This window comes from Anaerovibrio sp. JC8 (genome assembly GCF_002100115.1).
Classification (GTDB): Bacteria; Bacillota; Negativicutes; order Selenomonadales; family Selenomonadaceae; genus Anaerovibrio.
In genome coordinates, this window is record NZ_ANBM01000004.1 from 130,132 (window position 1) to 149,241 (window position 19,110).

Here is a 19,110-nt window from a genome sequence, read left to right on the forward strand (position 1 = left end):
ATCATAATCCCCCTCCTTTAGCATACCTGTTTTCCCCATAAAAATGTATACACGTATACATTAAATTGAAGTTAATTTCTGAATATTAAGTTTACGATATAAAGGTATAGGATAGGGCAAACTGTCTTTGCTCATAATTTTTCTTTTAAGGATGAAGGAGGAAGATGAACATGGATGTTAACACTATTTCTTCTTTGTCGCAGCAGACAGCAACGGTGAAGGCCAGTGTGACCAAAAGCACTACCACCAATGAAGCGACACAAGAAACCACAACCACCGAGGCATTCTCCCTGGATATTTCCACGGAAGTAAAGAAGGCCTCCACTGCACTGGGCAAGCTAACTCCCGAACAGGTTGACGCATTACAGGATGGCATCAACAAGAGCTATCAGTTAATGATCAAGACCCTTACAGAGCAAAACGCCATGCTGCAGGGCTATCTGGACCAAGGTCTGTTCTCATTTGACTTTGACGGCATACAGATCGGTCTGGACAAGTTTGTATTGCCGGAGGTAGCTACCACTCCTGAGGAAGCCGAACAGGCTGTCAGCGAGGGTGGCGATTACTCCGTAGATGCCGTGGCAACCCGTATCATGGACATGGCCACCTCCATTGCCGGCGGTGACCCTGAGAAGTTAAAAATGATGCAGGAAGCCGTAGAGGAAGGATTCCGCCAGGCCGGCATTGTCTGGAAGGAAGCCATCGGGCAGGATGAAATGCCACAGATTACCCAGGATACCCATGATGAAATCACCAACCGCTTCAACAAGCTGTTTGAGGAAATGGGCATCAATGTAAAGCCTGCTGCCGAAGAGTAAAGAACCAAAGGGCCTGTTACAAGTCGTAAAAACGATTTGCAACAGGCCCTATCTTTTTTTATTTTATATTACTTTACATCCAAGGCAGCGGTTACGAAGTCTCTGAACAGTGGATGTGGGTTGTTTGGACGGGATTTGAGCTCTGGGTGGAACTGGGAAGCCACGAACCAAGGATGGTCCTTGACCTCGACAATTTCTACAAGGCTGTCATCCGGGAGGGTACCGGAAATTACCAGACCGGCATCCTGCAGCTCCTGACGGTACTTGTTGTTGAACTCATAGCGGTGACGATGACGCTCGCTGATTTCCAGAGTGCCGTAAGCAGCCTCGGTCTTGGTACCAGCCTTGATCTTGCAAGGATATGCGCCAAGACGCATGGTGCCTCCCTTGTCCTCCACATCAACCTGGGATTCCATAAGGTCGATAACAGGGTGGGTGCTCTCAGGACAGAACTCGGAGCTGTGGGCATCGCTCATGCCGCATACGTGACGGGCAAACTCGATAACTGCACACTGCATGCCAAGGCACAGGCCCAGGAATGGCAGCTTGTTCTCACGGGCATACTGAATGGCCATAATCTTGCCTTCAACACCGCGGTCACCAAAGCCACCCGGTACAAGGATACCCTTGCAGCCGGCAAATACCTCATCCAGATCAGGATTCTTGGTGTTCTCCAGCTCCTCGGCATTGACCCAGGTAATCTTCACGTCAGCCTCGTTGGCAATACCGGCATGATGGAGAGCCTCAGTTACGGAAATATAGGCATCCGGCAGCTCAACGTACTTACCAACTACGGCAATCTTAACACGCTTCTTAGGATTATTAATCTTATGAACCATCTGCTCCCAGCTGTCCATGTTTACTGGAACATAATCCATGTTCAGCTTTTCCATGGCAATGCGGTCCAGGCCCTCAGCCTGCATCATGAGAGGAACCTCATAGATGGTGGAGGCAGTTCTGTTCTCAATAACAGCTTCCTTGTCCACGTCGCAGAACATGGCCAGCTTTGCCTTCATCTCGTCAGTGATAGGCTTCTCGGTGCGGCATACCAGAATATCCGGCTGGATACCGATGCTGCGGAGCTCCTTAACACTGTGCTGGGTAGGCTTGGTCTTCAGCTCGCCGGCTGCGGAAATGTATGGAACCAGGGTAACGTGGATGTAGAGCACATCGTTCTTGCCTACTTCCTTCTTCACCTGGCGGATAGCCTCCATAAATGGCAGGGACTCAATATCACCTACGGTACCGCCGATTTCGGTGATAACTACATCAGCACCGCTCTCAGCTGCCACATCGTATACACGCTGCTTGATTTCATTAGTGATATGAGGAATAACCTGAATGGTCTTGCCAAGGTAGTCGCCACGGCGCTCCTTGTTCAGTACGTTCCAATAAACCTTACCAGCGGTAATGTTGGAGCCCTTGGTCAGATTAATGTCAATAAAACGCTCATAATGGCCCAGATCCAGGTCAGTCTCCGCACCATCATCGGTAACGAATACCTCACCATGCTGATAAGGGCTCATGGTACCAGGGTCAATGTTAATATATGGATCAAACTTCTGAATGGTAATGTTGTAACCGCGGTTCTTCAACAGACGGCCCAGTGAAGCTGCGGTGATACCTTTACCAAGGGAAGAAACAACGCCGCCAGTGACAAAAATGTACTTTGCCATTTTCTAATCCTCCTATACACTAAAAAATTACATGCTTTCCTGAATGCTCTCGAACTTGTGGGTATCGTTGGCCTTTTTCTTTTCAGAAGCAGCAGCTTCCTTGGAAATAGTGCGAACTGTACGGGAAGCCTTCTTCTTCTCAACAGGGTACCACTCAGTCAGGCCCCACATACCATCATTTCTATAGGTGAAGCGGCTGTCCATGTTAATCTGGGTATAAATCTCAGAAATAGCCTCCGGAAGGGACTGGACAGGCTTCTTCTTTCTCTTGATAACCTCCAGAATGAGGTCCTTGAAATACATTGGCTCGTAAGCGGAGGAATCCACTACATTGCCAAGATCAGCATTGTGCTCTGCAAGAATATAAGCGGCAACTTCAACATCAGTACTCTTTAAATAATCCACTTTAAAAACTCCTTAACTTATATTATATCGTAAAACAAAATTTAATTACATCTTTTCCGGTGCAGAAACGCCCAAAATTCCCAAAGCATGGCGAATGGTATGGGCAGTAACGGTTACCAGGGCCAGTCTGGCCTCTGCCAGATTCTCATCCACGCCCAGAATACGGCACTGGTTGTAGAAGCTGTGGAACTTGCCGGCCAGCTCGTAGGCGTAGCGGGCAATGCGCTGTGGTGCGTACTCAGCCGCTGCGCGCTCAATTTCTTCCTCATATTCCTGAAGCTTGTTGATGATATCTATTTCAGTTTCATCCACCAGCAGGGAGAGGTCCACATTGTCAGTAACCTTCAGGCCGGTTTCCTCCGCCTGACGGAAAATGCTGCAGATACGGGCATGGGCATACTGGATATAGTAAACTGGGTTTTCGTTGCTTCTGGACTTGGCCAGATCAAGGTCAAAGTCCAGCTGGCTGTCCATGGAACGCATGATGAAGAAGTAACGGGCCGCATCGGTGCCTACTTCCTCAATGAGCTCTGCCAGGGTAACGGTCTGGCCGGTACGCTTGCTGAGCTTTACCAGCTCGCCGCCACGGAGGAGGCGGACCATCTGGAGCAGCAATACATCCAGATTGTCAGCATTGAAGCCCAATGCACTCATGGCTGCCTTTACACGGCAGATATAGCCGTGGTGGTCGGCACCCCAGATATTAATGAGCTTGCCGAAGCCACGCTCAAACTTGTCCTTGTGGTAAGCAATATCAGCAGCAAGATATGTAGGCACGCCGTTGTCACGGATTACTACACGGTCCTTGTCGTCGCCGTAGTCGGTGGACTTCAGCCAGAGGGCACCTTCCTCTTCGTAAATCTTGCCGTTCTTCTGCAGTACCTCAACCGCAGCCTTTACCTTGTCAGGATGCAGGGTGCGCTCGCTGTACCATACGTCGAACTCACAGTTGAAGGCCGCCAGATCTTCCTTAAGGGCTGCCAGCTTTTCCTTCAAAGCCAGCTCCTTGAAAATGTCCAGACGCTCTTCCTCGGACATATTGAGGTACTTGTCCCCGTCCTTCTTGATAATGCGCTGGGCGGTGTCGATGATATCCGCACCGTGGTAGCCATTTTCCGGGAAGGTATCCTCAGTGGCCTTGCCCAGCAGCTCCAGATAGCGGTGGTCAACGGACATGGCCAGATTGTTGATCTGGTTGCCGGCATCATTGATATAGTACTCGCTGGTTACAGGATAACCAGCTGCTCTCATTACATTTACCAGGGCACTGCCTGCTGCAGCACCACGGCCATGGCCTACATGAAGCGGGCCAGTTGGGTTGGCGCTGACATATTCCACCTGAACAGGCTTCATGTCCTTCTTTGGCAGCTGGCCAAAGGTCTCCCCACGGTCCATAATGGCCTTCAGACCATCATAAATTACGTTGGACTTCAGAAAGAAATTAATAAAGCCCGGGCCGGCAATTTCCACCCGCTCCAGCCAATCACCCTTGATGCGGCCAGTAACCTCCTCGGCAATCTTCCGGGGATTCATGCGGAATGCCTTGGCAGACTGCATGGCAAAATTGGTGGCGAAATCACCCATTTCCTTCTTTGGCGGAACCTCGAGAATAATATTTGGCAGCTCTGCCTCCGGGAACACACCCTCGGAAATGGCCGTCCTGGCAGCTTCTTCAATGGCAGCCAGCAATGTATCCTTAATATCCAAATCTATAGCCTCCCAAACCTTATAATTTACTATCCATAATATCTATTTATCAGCATTGCTGATTATTATATGAAGCTCGTACTCACCCACCGGCGAACCGTTGACCGTCAAATCGTAAAACAGGTCTATTTCGCCTGAGGCACCGGCTTCATCCATGCGTATTTCCAGCGTTCTGGTGTTGATGTGCAGCTCCATGGGGCCGTAAGGTGTACGGTACATGGTGCTGGTCTTTTTGTCGCTGGAAAAGGTCATTTCCGTATCCACGGCACCACGACGGAAAATTGTCAGGCTCTCACCATCGGTTTTGATGGTGGTGGCAATGACGTTTTCCTGGTCCATGCTGCTGTCATCATATTTGATGTAATGCTTTTTGTTACGGAAATAATACTGGCCCTCCGCCAGGTGGGAAACCTTTTCCCGCTTGCCGTTAAGGTCCTTTTGAAAGCCGGAAGTAACCACCTTTACCTTGTTCATAATGGTCCTTCAATTCCTCATTTTCTATCGAACAAATATTTGGTTCTGCGTTTTTACAAAACTATATCTAGTATAGCCAAAAAACATATTCTTGCCAAGAATTTTTTAATTTTTTTCAGGGCAATAATCAGCCTTCATCAACACGCAAAAAAGGGACTGCCGAAGCAATCCCTTTCATGTGTAATTGTTACTGCTGCACTGCAATATCGATTTCCACCTGATGGCCGCTGACATCCATGATAACACACAGATACTGCTCGTTGCTAATCTTTATCTGGAAATCATTGCCCACGGTAAGTGACGGGGTGGAAATATCCACCTCCAGCCCCAGGGCGGTCAGATTGGTGGCGGCATTGGCCGTCAGCATATTGGACATTTCGGAAATAGCACTCTGGGCCATTTCGTCAAAGTTCTCCACCGGCATACCCATCATCATAGTGGAAGCGATGAATTTGGCGGTGTCCTCACTCATATTATAAACGACGTTTCCTCTTATCTCCTTGGTAAAACCAACGATTACAGCAACGCCTTGACTTACAGCATTTTGTTCATTTACGGTCATACCTGTACGCTGTGGTGTTGGAAAGCCCATCTGAGGAAGTACAGTCGTAAATGCATCTATAAACGGATTAACCAGTTTTACATCCATAAGTTATACTCCCCTCGCAAAACCCACATTCATATGTACATCGCCATAAGACGTCTTAGCTTTTACATTAAAAGAAATTAGCTCAGGATTGGACAGAACTATATCCGAACCAATGACTGTCCCCGGAGGCGTAATACGCATCTCCTTGTCCTTAAACACGTCATTAACCCGTGATACAGCACGACCGGTAATAATATTACCAGCCTCCTCAATAGCAGCCTCTGCCTCGTCGGCAGACAAATCATCCTGAGGATCCAGACCCAGCATAGCCTTGCTGAGGCTGTACATGGTATCGGAATCCATATAAAGCGCAACACGTCCCTTAGGCTCACCAACAATACCGATAACAGCTGCCACACCGTTTACACGAAGGACAGACTCCTCATTCTGGGAAATTTCAATCTCACTCTGAATACCAAAAATAGACACCAGACTCTGCTGGAGCACCTTGGCAAAGGTGGTCACATAGGACTCCCTATAAACAGCCACTGCACCTACATTCTCATTGCACATAATCATGAGCGTATCAATAAGCTCATTGGTGCTGACAGGCTTCTGGAGGAAGGAGCCGATGCCGGCCATACGGCCCTGCATAATCAGCTTGGCATCCTTCATGGCACTGATCATGACGATCTTCGCCTTTGGATCTATAGCATGAATACGGCGGGTGCACTCAATACCATCTGCATCCGGCAAATTCATGTCCATGGTAACAACATCCGGTTTAGTCTTAGCATAAAGAGCTACTGCCTCTGCAGAATTCTCAGCCATTGCGCAAACTTCAAAATTAGTCTTGGCCAGCATGGAGCTAACCATCATACGGCTAATTCTTGAATCATCAACCACCATAACCTTGACTTTTTCCACAAACAATCACCTGCGCTTTTCGTGTAATTTATCCTTCTTTATAAATATTCGCCAAAAAAGTAAAAATCCTTCTAAAAGTACGAAAAAACTATATTTGTTTCTTCTAGTATACAAAAATTAGTAGAGCAATTCAAGGAAAAACGTCCCAGCCGCCCTACAATCGAAGGGTTACTAACTATTAGAATTCTTTATAAAATAAAAAAATCCTTCTTATTTTTTGTTTTTAATTTAGGACAATCCAAAAACCCATTTGCCAAGAAGGAAGTCTTATATGTATAATAGGAAAGTATTAAATTTTGATATAGGAGGAATAACTTTTGGATAATATATTAATAATTTCGGCCTTTGTGATATATCTGGGGCTGATGATGTTTATCGGGCTGTACTATTATAGAAAAACCACCAATATGGATGACTATATAATAGGAAACAGAAAGCTGGGAGCGTGGGTAACCTCCCTTAGTGCCGAGGCCTCTGATATGAGTGGCTGGATGCTGATGGGACTGCCGGGTGCCGCTTATCTGGCGGGGCTTAATGCCGGCTGGATTGCCGTGGGCCTTGCCCTGGGTACTTATGCCAACTGGAAATTCATTGCGGCACGGCTGCGGAAATTTACGGAGATAGCCAACAATTCCCTGACCCTGCCTGACTTTTTCCAGAACCGTTACAATGATAACAGCAATGTGCTGCGGATAGCACCGGCTATTTTTATCATTATCTTTTTCGTAATTTATACCAGCTCCGGCTTTGTCAGCGGCGGCAAGCTGTTCTCCACCCTCTTTGGGCTGGAATACTCCACTGCTGTGCTGCTGGGCGCCTTCGTGGTGGTATTCTACACCCTCACCGGCGGCTTCATGGCTGTATGCTGGACTGACTTTATTCAGGGTGTCATGATGTTCTTTGCCATTATCATGGTGCCTGCTGTGGCGGTATATGCTTTGGGCGGTGTTTCCAATACGGCTGCTGCGGTAAATATTATGAATCCCACCTTCTTTAACCCGTTCCTGGGGCCTGATGGTTCCACTATTTCCTTCATTGAATTTATTTCCCTTATGGGCTGGGGCCTTGGCTACTTTGGTCAGCCTCATATATTGATTCGCTTTATGGCCATCAAATCCTCCAAGGAGCTGAGCCATGCCATGCATATTGCCATGGTTTGGGTGGCCATTTCCCTTGCTGCTGCGGTGGCTGTGGGTATCGTGGGTAATGTGTATCTCACTGAAACCCTGACGGGACCAAAGGTGGAAACTGTATTTTTGGTAATGACCGAGCAGCTCTTTACTCCATTTGTGGGTGGTCTGATTATGTCCGCGGTACTGGCGGCTATCATGAGTACTGCCTCTGCCCAGCTGCTGGTAGCTGCCTCTGCTTTTTCCCAGGACTTCTACCGCTCCGTATTCCGGAGGGAAGCCGGCCAAAGTGAGCTTATCTGGGTAAGCCGCACCGCGGTGCTGGTTATCTCTGCCATGGCTATCGGGCTGGCCATGAATCCAAACAACTTTATTCTGGATATGGTTTCCTACGCCTGGGCCGGCTTTGGTGCTGCCTTTGGTCCGGCTCTCATCATGTCTCTGTTCTGGCGCCGGGCTACCAGAAATGGTGTGCTGGCCGGTATTATCGTAGGCGGCCTTACGGTTCTCATCTGGAAGCAACTGGCCCTCTTTGGACTTTATGAGATTATTCCGGGCTTCATCTTCTCCCTGCTGGCCATTTACATTGTCAGCAAAATGGATAAGGAGCCAAGCCGGGAAATCACTGAAATGTTTGATTCCGTGCAGCATTCTGATATTTAAAAAATAAATTTGAAAATAATTGAAAATTTTTCTCATTTAGGTATTGAAAATCATTTTCAGTTGTGCTATATTATATTCAAGCTTTGAAGAAAGCGTAACTCTCCTAAATATAATACACACACACTAGAAAAGGGATTCCCTCTCGCACTGGGAATCCCTTTTCTAGTGCAAATAACAGCAGCAAAAAGGCAGAAACTGTTATCTTTCGCTCGGTTCCGGTGCTAAAACCATTTTTTGATCTGTAATTAGCAGCAAGAAAAATCGAACTCGCTTCGCTCAGACAACGATATTTTCTCGCTGTGTAAGTTATCAAAAAATAGTTTCTTCACGCACCGAAACCTAATGCTCAAGACAATCAGTTTCTGCCTTTATTTCTCGTCTTTTGGTTTACCGCGGCCGATCAGGTACAGCGGTCTGTTCTTTACTTCTTCGTAAATGCGGCTGATGTACTCGCCCATGATGCCCAGGACTGTGAGCTGGACACCGCCAAAGAACAGAATACTGGCGGTAATGGTAGCCCAGCCGGCTACTGCATCGTCAAAAACAAATTTGGATACGATTACGTGGAGTATCAGCAGTATGCTCAGCAGACCGCAGCCTACACCGATATATAAGCCTATGCGCAGGGGCAACGTGGAAAAGGCCATAACCCCGTCAATGGCCAAGTGAAGCATTTTCTTTGGAGAGAACTTGGACACGCCTGCAAAGCGCTTTGGAGCCACAAATTCTATCTGGGTCTGCTTGAAGCCCATGGAGCCGATCATGCCCCGGATAAAGCGGGCATGCTCACGGTAGCGGCGGAAGGCCTTTACTACCACCTGGTCCATAAGGCGGAAGTCGGAGCCGCCCTCCTGGATATGCACACTGGAAACCATGTTCAGCAGCTTGTAATAATAGGCAGAGGTCAGCTTCTTCAGGGCTGATACGCCCTCAGTGGTCTTGCGGATGGTCTGCACCACCTCATAGCCCTCTTCCCACTTGGCCAGCAGGGTCGGAATCAGCTCAGGCGGATGCTGCATATCTCCATCCATCATAATAACCGCATCACCGTCTGCATGGTCAAGGCCGCAGGTCAGGGCCAGCTGATGGCCGGAATTCTTGGCCAGAAAAATAGACTGAACCCTGGAATCCTTTTTCTCCAGCTCCCGCAGAATTTCCCGGCTGCGGTCCTTGGAGCCGTCATCCACGAAATCCAGCTCAAACTCGTAGTCCAGCTTATCAAAAACATCTACAATGGACTGATAAAAATGCTCTATATTATCTTCCTCATTGTATACAGGAACAACAACTGATATAATCTTCATGGTTATCTCTTTTCTCTCGTGTTATCTATTATAAAATACTTAGATTATTATAACGCCTTTGTTCAAATTTTGCCACCGGCAAAATACTCCTATTAGCGTTTCAACGAGGTGCTATCATTTTTGACCTCGTTATACGTTTTTAAAAGTTAATTCTCAATAGTTTTTAAGGGGACCCCAATGAAATTAATCGAAAAAACCAAGCATCATTTTTTGACAAAAGAATTTTTCCTGTTTCTGGTCATTGGCTGCATCAATACCTTCAACTGCACCTTTATGGCCTGGCTCTGCTCCTTTGTCATCACTGATGCCAACCTGACCTTTAATATCGGCTACATACTGGCCAACCTGTGCGCCTGCTGGATGAACAGCCGCTTCGTATTTCATGACACCCTGTCCATCAGCCGTTTCATTAAATTCTTCATATCATATATACCAAACTACATTATTCAAAATATTATAGTTATTATCTTCTACAATTGGCTGGATTATCCTCCTATAGTAAGCTATCTTATTGCGGCTATACTGGGTATTCCTATTACATTCCTGATGGTAAAGATCTTCGCCTTCGGGCGGAAGTAAAAAAAGGAACTGCATCATGCAGTTCCTTTTTTGATGTCATCTCATCCGTCGCAAGCGGAAGGCTTAAATTGCACTCTTTCTTGGCTTTACCCGATGAAATCTCTTTGCATCATCATCTGTCAATGGAGGGCAATCAGGATCAAAAACTAATGGCATATCCTTGGCTCTGTCTTCTTCCATTTTCATCCGTTCCGGAGTCATGTAAGCATCAATCTCTTCAGACGTCATAGTCACTATAGCCATAATAAATCGCCTCCTCCTTCTTAGTGGCTCTTCTTGCACTTATAATTCTTATCGTATCACCTTTTCGGTCAGTACATACAACGAAGAGGATATCTCTGACCTTTCCCAGCACATCGTATCGATATTCTCCATTAATAAAATAACAATCCGATTCGAGTCTTTCTGAGTCATCAAAAACTTTCTTTGCATATTGAAAAGAAAAACCATGCTTATTTATGTTGTCCTTGTTTTTCTTTTCATCCCATTCAAATTTCATTCTCCCTCATCTGCCTTTATTATACCATACCAATTATATTTCTTAGAAAACAATTTCTCTTAAACCAATATCTACATTATTCATTATAATTTAGTTAATATTTTTATATGTTTTTATTATATATTCTAAATATATTTTGTTCAATCTTTTTATTTCATAAACTATATAATTATAAAAAAATAACAGCCACACAAAATGATGTGTAGCTGTTATCGGGTTGCATTATTTTAAAAGTGTCTACGGCGGGCTTTGGGTTTGCCCAGAATCTCGGACCAGATTATGGCCCGGGCCATGCCGCCCATGGGCTTTTTTCTGTGCTCTATGGTATAGGAAGGGTCCTGAGGAGGTTCCTCATGCTTTTCCTCATAATCATCCGTGTGCCGGGTCAGATATTCCTGATAAGGATTATGGACCTGGGCATATTCATAGGGATGATGGGGCCTGTGCTGTGGCGGAGCGGGCTCCGTTGGCATTTTTATGTCCGGCGGCTGCCAGTCCTTAGGAATGGGCTGAGCCGGCGGCTTTTTCTTGTCCAGCACGTTGCCAATAATCACCACAAAGACAAATACGAGTAATGGAGCTATATATTCCATAGCATTTCACCTGCTTTACTTAATAGGCGGTGGAGTCAGCGGGCTGTCGTCGGCACTGCGGCTGATGCTGTCACGCATATCCGTATCAGCCTTGATATTGTTCAGGTTGTAATAATCCATTACCCCCAAGTTGCCGCTCTTCAGGGCCTCAGCCATGGCGTGTGGTACCTCTGCCTGTGCCTCTACTACCTTGGCTTCCATTTCCTGAGTATAAGCCTTCATTTCCTGCTCCTTGGCTACGGCCATGGCACGGCGTTCCTCCGCCTTGGCCTGGGCAATGCGCTTGTCAGCCTCGGCCTGATCGGTCAGAAGCTCAGCACCAATGTTACGGCCTACATCAACATCGGCAATATCAATGGAGAGAATCTCAAAGGCAGTACCCGCATCCAGGCCCTTGCCCAGCACTGTCTTGGAAATATCGTCCGGGTTGGCCAGCACATCGGTATGGCTCACGGAGGAACCAACGGTGGTTACGATACCCTCACCGACACGGGCAATAATGGTAGGCTCACCGGCACCACCAACCAGACGGTCAATATTGGCTCTTACAGTTACACGGGCCTTGATACGCAGCTCAATACCGTTCTTGGCCACAGCGGAAACCACCGGGGTCTCGATAACCTTTGGATTAACGCTCATCTGCACTGCTTCCAGTACGTCACGGCCGGCCAAATCAATGGCAGCAGACCGCTCGAAAGGAAGCGGAATCTGGGCTCTGTGGGCCGCAATAAGGGCATCTACTACCTTATCCACGTTACCACCGGCCAGGAAATGAGCCTCCAGCTGGTTAACCTCAACACTGAGGCCAGCCTTGTTGGCCTTAATCAGCGGGTAAACGATGCGGGAAGGAATAACCTGACGAAGCCGCATACCCACCAATGTGAAAATTCCTACAGGCACGTTGGCAGCCTTGGCGGCTATCCACAACCGCAAAGGTACAAAGTGCAGGAACACAAAGAGGAATATTATTCCCAGAAAAATCCATAATCCGCTGAAATCCAGCAGAAAATCCAATGCTTTACTCATTAAATACACCCTTTCAATATATTATTATCTTACAACCACATGGTTGCCGTTAACAGCAATGACCTTGACCTCCTGACCCTTGGGGATATAGTCTCCCTCAGAAACCACATCCACCGGCTCACCGTTGATGACAACGGTGCCGGCAGGCCGCAGCTCCCGGGTCACGATGCCCTTGCAGCCCAGCAGCTCCGACTGCTCCACTGCGCTGACATAGCCTTTTTCTGTTGAGGTCTGGTCCTTCAGCACAAAGCTGTGCCACAAATCGCTCCAAAAGGACATCTTAATCCCTCCTTATCTATTAGGGTGACAGGGGCTGGCGTCTTTCACGACGTCCCAGTGCTAAAACTTTTTCTTGCTTATATATAGTGGCAAAAATCATAACTCGCGTTGCCCTACACGACTAGTTTTGCATCGCTCAGACAGATGATTTTTCCCACTAATATTACGGTAGAGCAACAAAAAGTTTCTTGACGCACTGGTACTAATTGTTCAATCCACCAGCCCCAGTCCCCCCCTGCATATCATCATATTTCATAAAGAGGTACGTGGGTGGGTATATATGGGGACGTATTTTACGTCGGTACTTAGTGAATTCAAGCCAATGGCGCAGAATGAACTTAGTATCCACTACGTAAACTAGTGAGCGCGAGCGTTCCCAATGTATGCCTACCCACGGTACCTCGCATTATATCAACTACTTCTGATTATTAGCTGAAAGATTGGCGCAGATGTTTTCCTGCCGCAGCTGGTTCTTGATGCGGTCCAAGGATTCCTGGTCCGGCACCTCGATGGTGTGAAGATGGACCCCCTGGGTCACAATGGAAAGGGGCTTCCCGGCACATTCCTGCATGCGCTTGTCAAAGACCTCCACATCATGGCGGTTGCGGAGCATCAGATCGGCCCTGATTTCTCCATAAAGAGGGTGCTCCACAATAACATCCCGCACATAGCCGCCGTTATCCACGATGATTTCCAGCTCCCGGCGCATCTGCTCCGGACCATGCTTGCAGGCGATAATCCCCACAATGCCATGGATTTCCTCGTCCTCGGGCATTACATAGCCCCTTGGGGTAGCATATATAGTAGCACCGCCAGCACGGATAACGCTTATATCCCCCACAATAATCTGGCGGCTCACATTAAACTTCTTGGATAAAAAACCTCCCGTGAGAGGTCCCTTGGCCTGCTTCAATTCCTTCAGCAGCAGGCTCCGACGTTCCTGAGTGTCCATAATATTCCCCTCCTTCTTTCATTGTATTAAAGCCGTATAAAAAAAGCAATTATCCAATAAAAAAAGCAAACAAAAAAGGCTACTGATTACAGTAGCCTCAATTTTCAAATGGTGGGCGCTAACGGGATCGAACCGCTGACATTCTGCTTGTAAGGCAGACGCTCTCCCAGCTGAGCTAAGCGCCCGTATGAAAAGGGGATTGGGTAATCCCCTCTGTTTTTGAAATGGTGACGCGTACGGGATTCGAACCCGTGAAGCCGCCGTGAAAGGGCGGTGTCTTAACCACTTGACCAACGCGCCATTGGCTCCTCGAGCAGGACTCGAACCTGCGACATACGGATTAACAGTCCGTCGTTCTACCGGCTGAACTATCGAGGAATCTTTTTAATGTCGGTGATGTCGACAAGTGATATAATACTGCATTTCAAAATAAAATGCAAGCATTTTTTCAAAAATTTTTAGTAATTTTTGTCCAGGCAGCAATTCTTGTACTTCTTGCCGCTGCCACAAGGGCATGGATCGTTACGGCCAATCTTCTTGCCAACCCGTACAACAGCCTGGCGTGGCATACTGGCCAGCTCGTCCTCGGTGTGGCCCTTCAGCACCCATTTAGGCAGGGTGTTGTTGTAGCGGCCGATAAGGCCATAAAGCTCCTGGGTCTCCTCCATCTTTGGCAGAACCAGCTTCTGGTCCTTCAGGAAGCCCACGATCTCCTTCATGCCGTAGCCGTTCTGAATGATGATATTAATGGAACGAACTGCCTCAGCAGCCTGAAGCACGTCCAGATTGCACTTGTTCATAAGGAACTGGGCCAATGCTCTGTAGGCACCGGTGGACTCCACATAAGACTCCTGACCGGCATCCCAAACCTTGTTATAAGGCAAGTCAGCATAATCAAGGGCGGTGTTCTTCATCTGCTCTGCCTGAAGAGCCTCCACATTCATGAGCTCCGCATACATCAGCTCATGCTTGCCGGCCTGAATATTGTCAAACCAGCAGCCACCATTGAGAATAATGCCGATAAAATCAGCAAACTCCAGCTCATCATCAATGTAATAACAAACCTTGGCATAAAGCTGGTCATAATCCATTACGCCATAGTAGAACACCAAACCGGAGGCCAGACGGATAACCTCGGTGTTCAGGGCAGTTGCCTGCTGGTAGGCAGCATTGTTGATCTTGCCGTATTCCTTCTGAATCTCCTTTGGCATATACCAAACCAGCTTGCCGTCAGACAGGCCGCAGTACATGATACCGATACCGCGGAGATAATCCAGACGGCCGTCATCTATCTGCAAATCCCCTGCCAGGCCCTTGTGCTTGCAGGCATAATCAAAGATATCCTTCTGCTCCTCAAAGGCACTTACAAACCAGTGCTGGGCAAACTTGATGACCTCAGGCTTCACGGCCTCAACCATCTCAGCCTTCTTAACGCGATTAATATTGGAAGCCACCGGCAGATTCAGATTGTACTGAATATCCTCCAGCTCAGTCTTGGTAAGGGCATTCAGGGCCTCCTCCAGAGTCAGCTTCTCCGGAAGCTTATGACGGCGCAGGCTCTTCATGCGCTCTGCCTTCTGCTCGGCGATAACTTTGTTGAACTGCTCATCGGAGAAGGTAAATTCCTGCTCCACAGCCTCATTCATATTTTCCATATTTTTATCAGCCAAATCACTCAACCTCACATATTTTCATATTCAAACAAAATGTATTATTTTATCAGCCAAAGAATTTTTTAATTCCATTAAGGATACCGTCTGCGGCCTTTCTGATGCCCGCCTCGGAATTCAGCAGACGCTCCTCCCGCTCATTGGAAATAAAGGCAGTTTCCAGCAGAATTGCCGGCATATCCGTGTGCTTTACAACATAGAAATTGCAGCTCTTGGTGCCACGATTACCCGTAGACAAGGAGGATACTACCCCCTCGGATACATACTGGGCCAGCCGTCTTGATGCCTTGGTGCCCTTGCCATAGAAATAGCCGGTGGTACCGCTTGGGCTGCTGCTGGTAAAGGAATCCATGTGTATAGAAATAAAGATATCTGAATTATTTTTATTGGCTATGTCACAACGGGCCTGAAGCTCCTCAACATCGGTGGCCCTTTCCCGCTTGGCGGATACCTCAATATCCTTGTTTCGGGTCATAATGACCTTGGCCCCCTCCTCTGTCAGCTTCTTCTGAAGCTCCAGAGCTATGCGGAGGGTTATGCTCTTTTCCGTAACTCCTGTCGGGCCAATGGCACCCACATCACAGCCACCATGACCGGCGTCAATGGTGATTATCTTGCCGCTGATACCAGGTGTAAATTCCGGCTCCACCACCGGCTTTTCCACAGTTTCCGGCTTCTCCGGCTCTTCCTCCGGCTTGTTGTCATTGGTAGTAGGCGGTTCCGGCGTTGTTGGCTCAGTAGGCTTGGTATTGCCCGTATCAGAGCCGCCCTTGCCAAAGTCTATGCCTGCACCGCTGGAGCCCTTGCTTACATTGCCGAAATCCAGCACCAGCCTGTGGCCTGTAGGGCCCCCTGCCAGTGAAAAGAACTTGCGGTTATTGGCATTCATGGTGCTTTCCACCACAATACGCACTGTATTGGGATCAAACTGGGCCAGACGCACGGTCTTGGCAAACTGGCTGCCAATATTGACGGTCTTTTTGGCCTCGGGACTAATCCAGGCCCCCTGGACATCCACCACAACCCGGGGTGGATTACTGAGAACACTGGTCTTAATGGTAACATCCTTGGTGGTATCCAGCACAATACGGGCCTTGTCCTTGTCGGAGCTAACCCTTACATCCTTGATCTCCGCCATATTGGCCATGCGCTGGGCAAAGGTTGCCGCCTGAGCCTCCGAGGTGGAGAAAAACATAAGAAAACCAGCCAAAAGCAGCATTAATCCGGCAACTTGCAGATAGAGGCCTTTAGCTTTAAGAAAATACATAATAAAAATTCCCCCAAAAATGGGCCTTGCGCCCAAAGAACAAGCATAATATTTTCATTTTCTTCCAATATAAATTAGAAGAACAAATTTCTAAGTAGAAATTCTATCATATAATTATGAAAAATTAAAGCATGTTCTTGAGGAAGGCCTGGGTACGCTCCTCCTGTGGATGGTCAATGACCTGCTGGGCCGGGCCCTGCTCCACAATAACCCCGTCAGCCATAAATACCACCTGGTTGGCTGCCTCTCTGGCAAAGGCCATTTCGTGGGTAACCACCAGCATGGTCATGTGCTCTGCTGCCAGCTCCCGCATGGTTTTCAGTACCTCGCCGGTGAGCTCGGGATCAAGGGCAGAGGTCGGCTCATCAAAGAGCATAATATCCGGCTTCATGCAGAGAGCCCGGGCAATGGCCACACGCTGCTGCTGACCGCCGGAGAGACGGGATGGATAATTGTCCCTTTTCTCAAAGAGGCCTACCTTCCGAAGCAGCTCCTCCGCCTCGGGGATTACCTCCTCCTTCTTGCGCTTCTGAACCTGAACCGGGGCCTCCAGCAAATTCTGCATCACGGTCATGTGAGGGAACAGATTGAACTGCTGAAACACCATGCCGGTACAGGAGAGAATATCCCTGGCTTCCTTTTCAGAAACGTATTCGGCAACATTTTCACTGTTGTTCTGGGCCAAAGCACGGCCCTTGATTTCGATTTTTCCGGAATCAATGATTTCCAGACGGTTAATGCAACGAAGGAGGGTACTCTTGCCGGAGCCGGATGGACCGATGATGGCCTTGGTTTCGCCCTTTTTCAAATCAAGGTCAATACCCCGCAGTACCTCCAAATCCTCAAATCGTTTATGAATCTGCGTCAGACGCAGCATCACTTCATTATTATTGGTCATATTTTCCATAATATGCCTCCAGCTTCTTGAAGCCCCACGTCAGTACGGCTGTCATAATAAGGTAGAAAACTGCTGCCACCACAAACGGTGTCATGTCAAATTCCCGCTGTACGATGGTACGGGCCACCCGCAAAAGGTCATTCATGGCCAGAATATAAATGAGGGAGGTATCCTTTACCAGATTAATGGTCTCATTGCTCACCGGCGGCAGAACGTAACGGATCATCTGTGGAATGATAATGCGGCGCATGGTCTGCTTGTGGGTCATGCCCAAAGTCTTGGCGGCCTCATACTGGCCACGGCTGATGGACTGGATGCCCGCACGGAAAATCTCCGCAAAATAGGCTGCATAGTTTAATGTAAATGCCAGCAGGGCTGCCACCAGATCAGGCAGCATAATGCCCACCATCGGCAGGGCAAAATATACGAACAACAGCTGCAGCATCAATGGTGTACCACGCATGAGCCAAATATAAAATTCCATGAACCGGCTTACCAGCTTCAGGCTGGACAAGCGGCCAAAGGCAGCCAGCAGGCCCAATGGCAGTGAAAAAATCAGTGTAATGAAGAATATCTGCAATGTGACCTGGGTGCCTTCCAGCATCAGGACCACTGTATGCAATAAGCTATCCATATAAGTAGTAATCCCCTTTTAAATATTTCATTAATTTTCCGCTTTACCGTAGCAAAGCACTAAGCCTATATATTTTACATCAAAAAAAGGACTATTGCAAACCGATGCAATAGCCCTTTGGGTTATCATTTTTTAAATTATTATTTCTTCTTTAAAGTGATGTCCTTGGTGAACCACTTCTCGGAAATCTTTGCTACGGTGCCGTCAGCAATCATTTCGTCGAATACCTTCTGTACCTTGTCACGGAGAGCCTGGTCATCCTTGCGGAATGCAAAGCCGAACTGGGTTACATCACCGATAACGGTATCAATGGCGGTAATCTTGTCAGGGTGCTTGCTGATGTAGTAACGGCCGATAATCTCATCACCAACAACGGCATCAATGCGGCCATTTTCCAGATCCATGAATGCATTGATGAAATCAGGATAGTATTTTACTTCCTTCATGGAAGCCTTCAGATCCTTCTTGCCCTCGAAGTATTCCTCAGTGGTACCGCCGCTCTGGGTACCGATAACCTTGCCGGCAAGGTCAGCCTCGGAGCCAATCTTTACGCCCTTGGAGGTAGCCACGAATACAATCTGGCGGTTGTCCATGTAAGGGTTGGAGAAGAGCATGTTTTCCTTGCGCTTCTCGGTGATGTCCAGACCATTCCAGAGAACATCAACACGGCCGCTCTTCAGCTCAGCCTCCTTGGAGTTCCAGTCAATAGCCTTGAATTCCACATCACAGCCCAGGCGCTTGGCAGCCTCCTTGGCCAAATCAATATCAAAGCCGGTTATTTCATTCTTCTCATCCTTGAAGCCCATTGGAGGGAAATTATCATCAAGGCCAACCACGATTTTCTGTGGTGCATCCTTCTTGGCAGCGTTGTTGCCACAGCCTGCCAGTGCAGCCATAGCCACTACCAGCATCATACAAATAGCCAAAATCTTCTTCATAAAACAATACACTCCTTTTTGAAATAAGTTATTGCATTTTCAATACGCATATTATACTTTAGTTCGTTAATGTATTGCAAGA

Annotated in this window: 21 protein-coding genes and 3 tRNA genes; 3 read left to right on the forward strand and 21 right to left on the reverse strand. The window is 47.7% G+C overall.

The window, feature by feature from the left end; genetic code table 11:
* Positions 1 to 170: 170 nt before the first annotated feature.
* Entirely contained in the window at positions 171 to 818 is a 648-nt protein-coding gene (locus tag D081_RS04980) for a hypothetical protein (RefSeq protein WP_085023018.1), read from the forward strand.
* A 68-nt stretch (positions 819 to 886) separates the two neighbouring features.
* Here D081_RS04980 and D081_RS04985 read toward each other — a convergent pair whose 3' ends face one another.
* The 6 genes from D081_RS04985 to D081_RS05010 form a co-directional block, all read right to left on the reverse strand.
* Positions 887 to 2,494: a CTP synthase gene (locus tag D081_RS04985; RefSeq protein WP_085023019.1), complete on the reverse strand. Its 1,608-nt coding sequence runs from the start codon at positions 2,492 to 2,494 to the stop codon at positions 887 to 889.
* 27 nt (positions 2,495 to 2,521) lie between these two features.
* Positions 2,522 to 2,899: a DNA-directed RNA polymerase subunit delta gene (gene rpoE, locus D081_RS04990; protein ID WP_085023020.1), complete on the reverse strand. Its 378-nt coding sequence runs from the start codon at positions 2,897 to 2,899 to the stop codon at positions 2,522 to 2,524.
* A gap of 45 nt (positions 2,900 to 2,944) precedes the next feature.
* Positions 2,945 to 4,606 carry an arginine--tRNA ligase gene (argS, locus tag D081_RS04995; RefSeq protein ID WP_085023021.1) on the reverse strand — a complete coding sequence of 554 codons (1,662 nt, stop codon included), beginning with the start codon at positions 4,604 to 4,606 and terminating at the stop codon, positions 2,945 to 2,947.
* A 42-nt stretch (positions 4,607 to 4,648) separates the two neighbouring features.
* Positions 4,649 to 5,080, reverse strand: coding sequence for a DUF1934 domain-containing protein (locus tag D081_RS05000; RefSeq protein ID WP_085023022.1), 432 nt, complete (start codon positions 5,078 to 5,080; stop codon positions 4,649 to 4,651).
* Between the two features lie 187 nt (positions 5,081 to 5,267).
* Positions 5,268 to 5,729 (reverse strand): chemotaxis protein CheX, encoded by a 462-nt coding sequence (locus D081_RS05005; protein ID WP_085023023.1) that lies wholly within the window; start codon positions 5,727 to 5,729, stop codon positions 5,268 to 5,270.
* A gap of 3 nt (positions 5,730 to 5,732) precedes the next feature.
* A complete protein-coding gene (locus tag D081_RS05010) occupies positions 5,733 to 6,596 on the reverse strand; it encodes a response regulator (RefSeq protein WP_233127426.1) in 864 nt (287 codons plus the stop codon).
* Between the two features lie 326 nt (positions 6,597 to 6,922).
* On the opposite strand from D081_RS05010, the gene putP reads away from it, so the two are divergent.
* Positions 6,923 to 8,389, forward strand: a complete 1,467-nt coding sequence (putP, locus tag D081_RS05015; protein WP_255375007.1) for a sodium/proline symporter PutP — start codon at positions 6,923 to 6,925, stop codon at positions 8,387 to 8,389.
* A gap of 368 nt (positions 8,390 to 8,757) precedes the next feature.
* Here the strand turns inward: putP and D081_RS05020 are convergent, their stop codons facing one another.
* Entirely contained in the window at positions 8,758 to 9,693 is a 936-nt protein-coding gene (locus D081_RS05020; protein ID WP_085023024.1) for a glycosyltransferase family 2 protein, read from the reverse strand.
* Between the two features lie 177 nt (positions 9,694 to 9,870).
* On the opposite strand from D081_RS05020, the gene D081_RS05025 reads away from it, so the two are divergent.
* Positions 9,871 to 10,272 carry a GtrA family protein gene (locus D081_RS05025; RefSeq protein ID WP_085023025.1) on the forward strand — a complete coding sequence of 134 codons (402 nt, stop codon included), beginning with the start codon at positions 9,871 to 9,873 and terminating at the stop codon, positions 10,270 to 10,272.
* Positions 10,273 to 10,335: 63 nt separating this feature from the next.
* On the opposite strand, the gene D081_RS12520 is transcribed toward D081_RS05025, so the two are convergent.
* The 14 genes from D081_RS12520 to D081_RS05090 all read right to left on the reverse strand — a co-directional run bounded on the left by D081_RS12520 (position 10,336) and on the right by D081_RS05090 (position 19,028).
* On the reverse strand, positions 10,336 to 10,515 hold the full coding sequence (locus D081_RS12520) for a hypothetical protein (protein ID WP_143272128.1): 180 nt from the start codon (positions 10,513 to 10,515) through the stop codon (positions 10,336 to 10,338).
* Positions 10,490 to 10,771, reverse strand: a complete 282-nt coding sequence (locus tag D081_RS05030) for a BrnT family toxin (RefSeq protein WP_085023026.1) — start codon at positions 10,769 to 10,771, stop codon at positions 10,490 to 10,492. The genes D081_RS12520 and D081_RS05030 overlap by 26 nt, the downstream gene beginning before the upstream one ends.
* Before the next feature lie 227 nt (positions 10,772 to 10,998).
* A complete protein-coding gene (locus D081_RS05035) occupies positions 10,999 to 11,364 on the reverse strand; it encodes a hypothetical protein (protein ID WP_085023027.1) in 366 nt (121 codons plus the stop codon).
* A 15-nt stretch (positions 11,365 to 11,379) separates the two neighbouring features.
* Positions 11,380 to 12,390, reverse strand: a complete 1,011-nt coding sequence (gene floA, locus D081_RS05040) for a flotillin-like protein FloA (RefSeq protein ID WP_085023028.1) — start codon at positions 12,388 to 12,390, stop codon at positions 11,380 to 11,382.
* 24 nt (positions 12,391 to 12,414) lie between these two features.
* Positions 12,415 to 12,669: an NfeD family protein gene (locus D081_RS05045; protein WP_085023029.1), complete on the reverse strand. Its 255-nt coding sequence runs from the start codon at positions 12,667 to 12,669 to the stop codon at positions 12,415 to 12,417.
* 415 nt (positions 12,670 to 13,084) lie between these two features.
* Positions 13,085 to 13,621, reverse strand: coding sequence for a transcription repressor NadR (locus D081_RS05050; protein WP_085023030.1), 537 nt, complete (start codon positions 13,619 to 13,621; stop codon positions 13,085 to 13,087).
* A 109-nt stretch (positions 13,622 to 13,730) separates the two neighbouring features.
* Positions 13,731 to 13,806, reverse strand: a tRNA-Val gene (locus D081_RS05055).
* Between the two features lie 40 nt (positions 13,807 to 13,846).
* A tRNA-Glu gene (locus tag D081_RS05060) sits at positions 13,847 to 13,921 on the reverse strand.
* 2 nt (positions 13,922 to 13,923) lie between these two features.
* Positions 13,924 to 13,999: transfer RNA gene (locus D081_RS05065), tRNA-Asn, on the reverse strand.
* A gap of 80 nt (positions 14,000 to 14,079) precedes the next feature.
* Positions 14,080 to 15,291, reverse strand: a complete 1,212-nt coding sequence (locus tag D081_RS12525; protein WP_143272129.1) for a YecA family protein — start codon at positions 15,289 to 15,291, stop codon at positions 14,080 to 14,082.
* 49 nt (positions 15,292 to 15,340) lie between these two features.
* Positions 15,341 to 16,558 carry an N-acetylmuramoyl-L-alanine amidase gene (locus D081_RS05075; RefSeq protein WP_233127427.1) on the reverse strand — a complete coding sequence of 406 codons (1,218 nt, stop codon included), beginning with the start codon at positions 16,556 to 16,558 and terminating at the stop codon, positions 15,341 to 15,343.
* Positions 16,559 to 16,682: 124 nt separating this feature from the next.
* Positions 16,683 to 17,465: an amino acid ABC transporter ATP-binding protein gene (locus D081_RS05080; RefSeq protein ID WP_085023031.1), complete on the reverse strand. Its 783-nt coding sequence runs from the start codon at positions 17,463 to 17,465 to the stop codon at positions 16,683 to 16,685.
* Positions 17,446 to 18,090, reverse strand: coding sequence for an amino acid ABC transporter permease (locus D081_RS05085; protein ID WP_027397363.1), 645 nt, complete (start codon positions 18,088 to 18,090; stop codon positions 17,446 to 17,448). Before D081_RS05085 ends, D081_RS05080 begins: the two co-directional genes overlap by 20 nt.
* A 140-nt stretch (positions 18,091 to 18,230) precedes the next feature.
* Positions 18,231 to 19,028, reverse strand: coding sequence for an amino acid ABC transporter substrate-binding protein (locus D081_RS05090; RefSeq protein ID WP_085023032.1), 798 nt, complete (start codon positions 19,026 to 19,028; stop codon positions 18,231 to 18,233).
* Positions 19,029 to 19,110 lie beyond the last annotated feature (82 nt).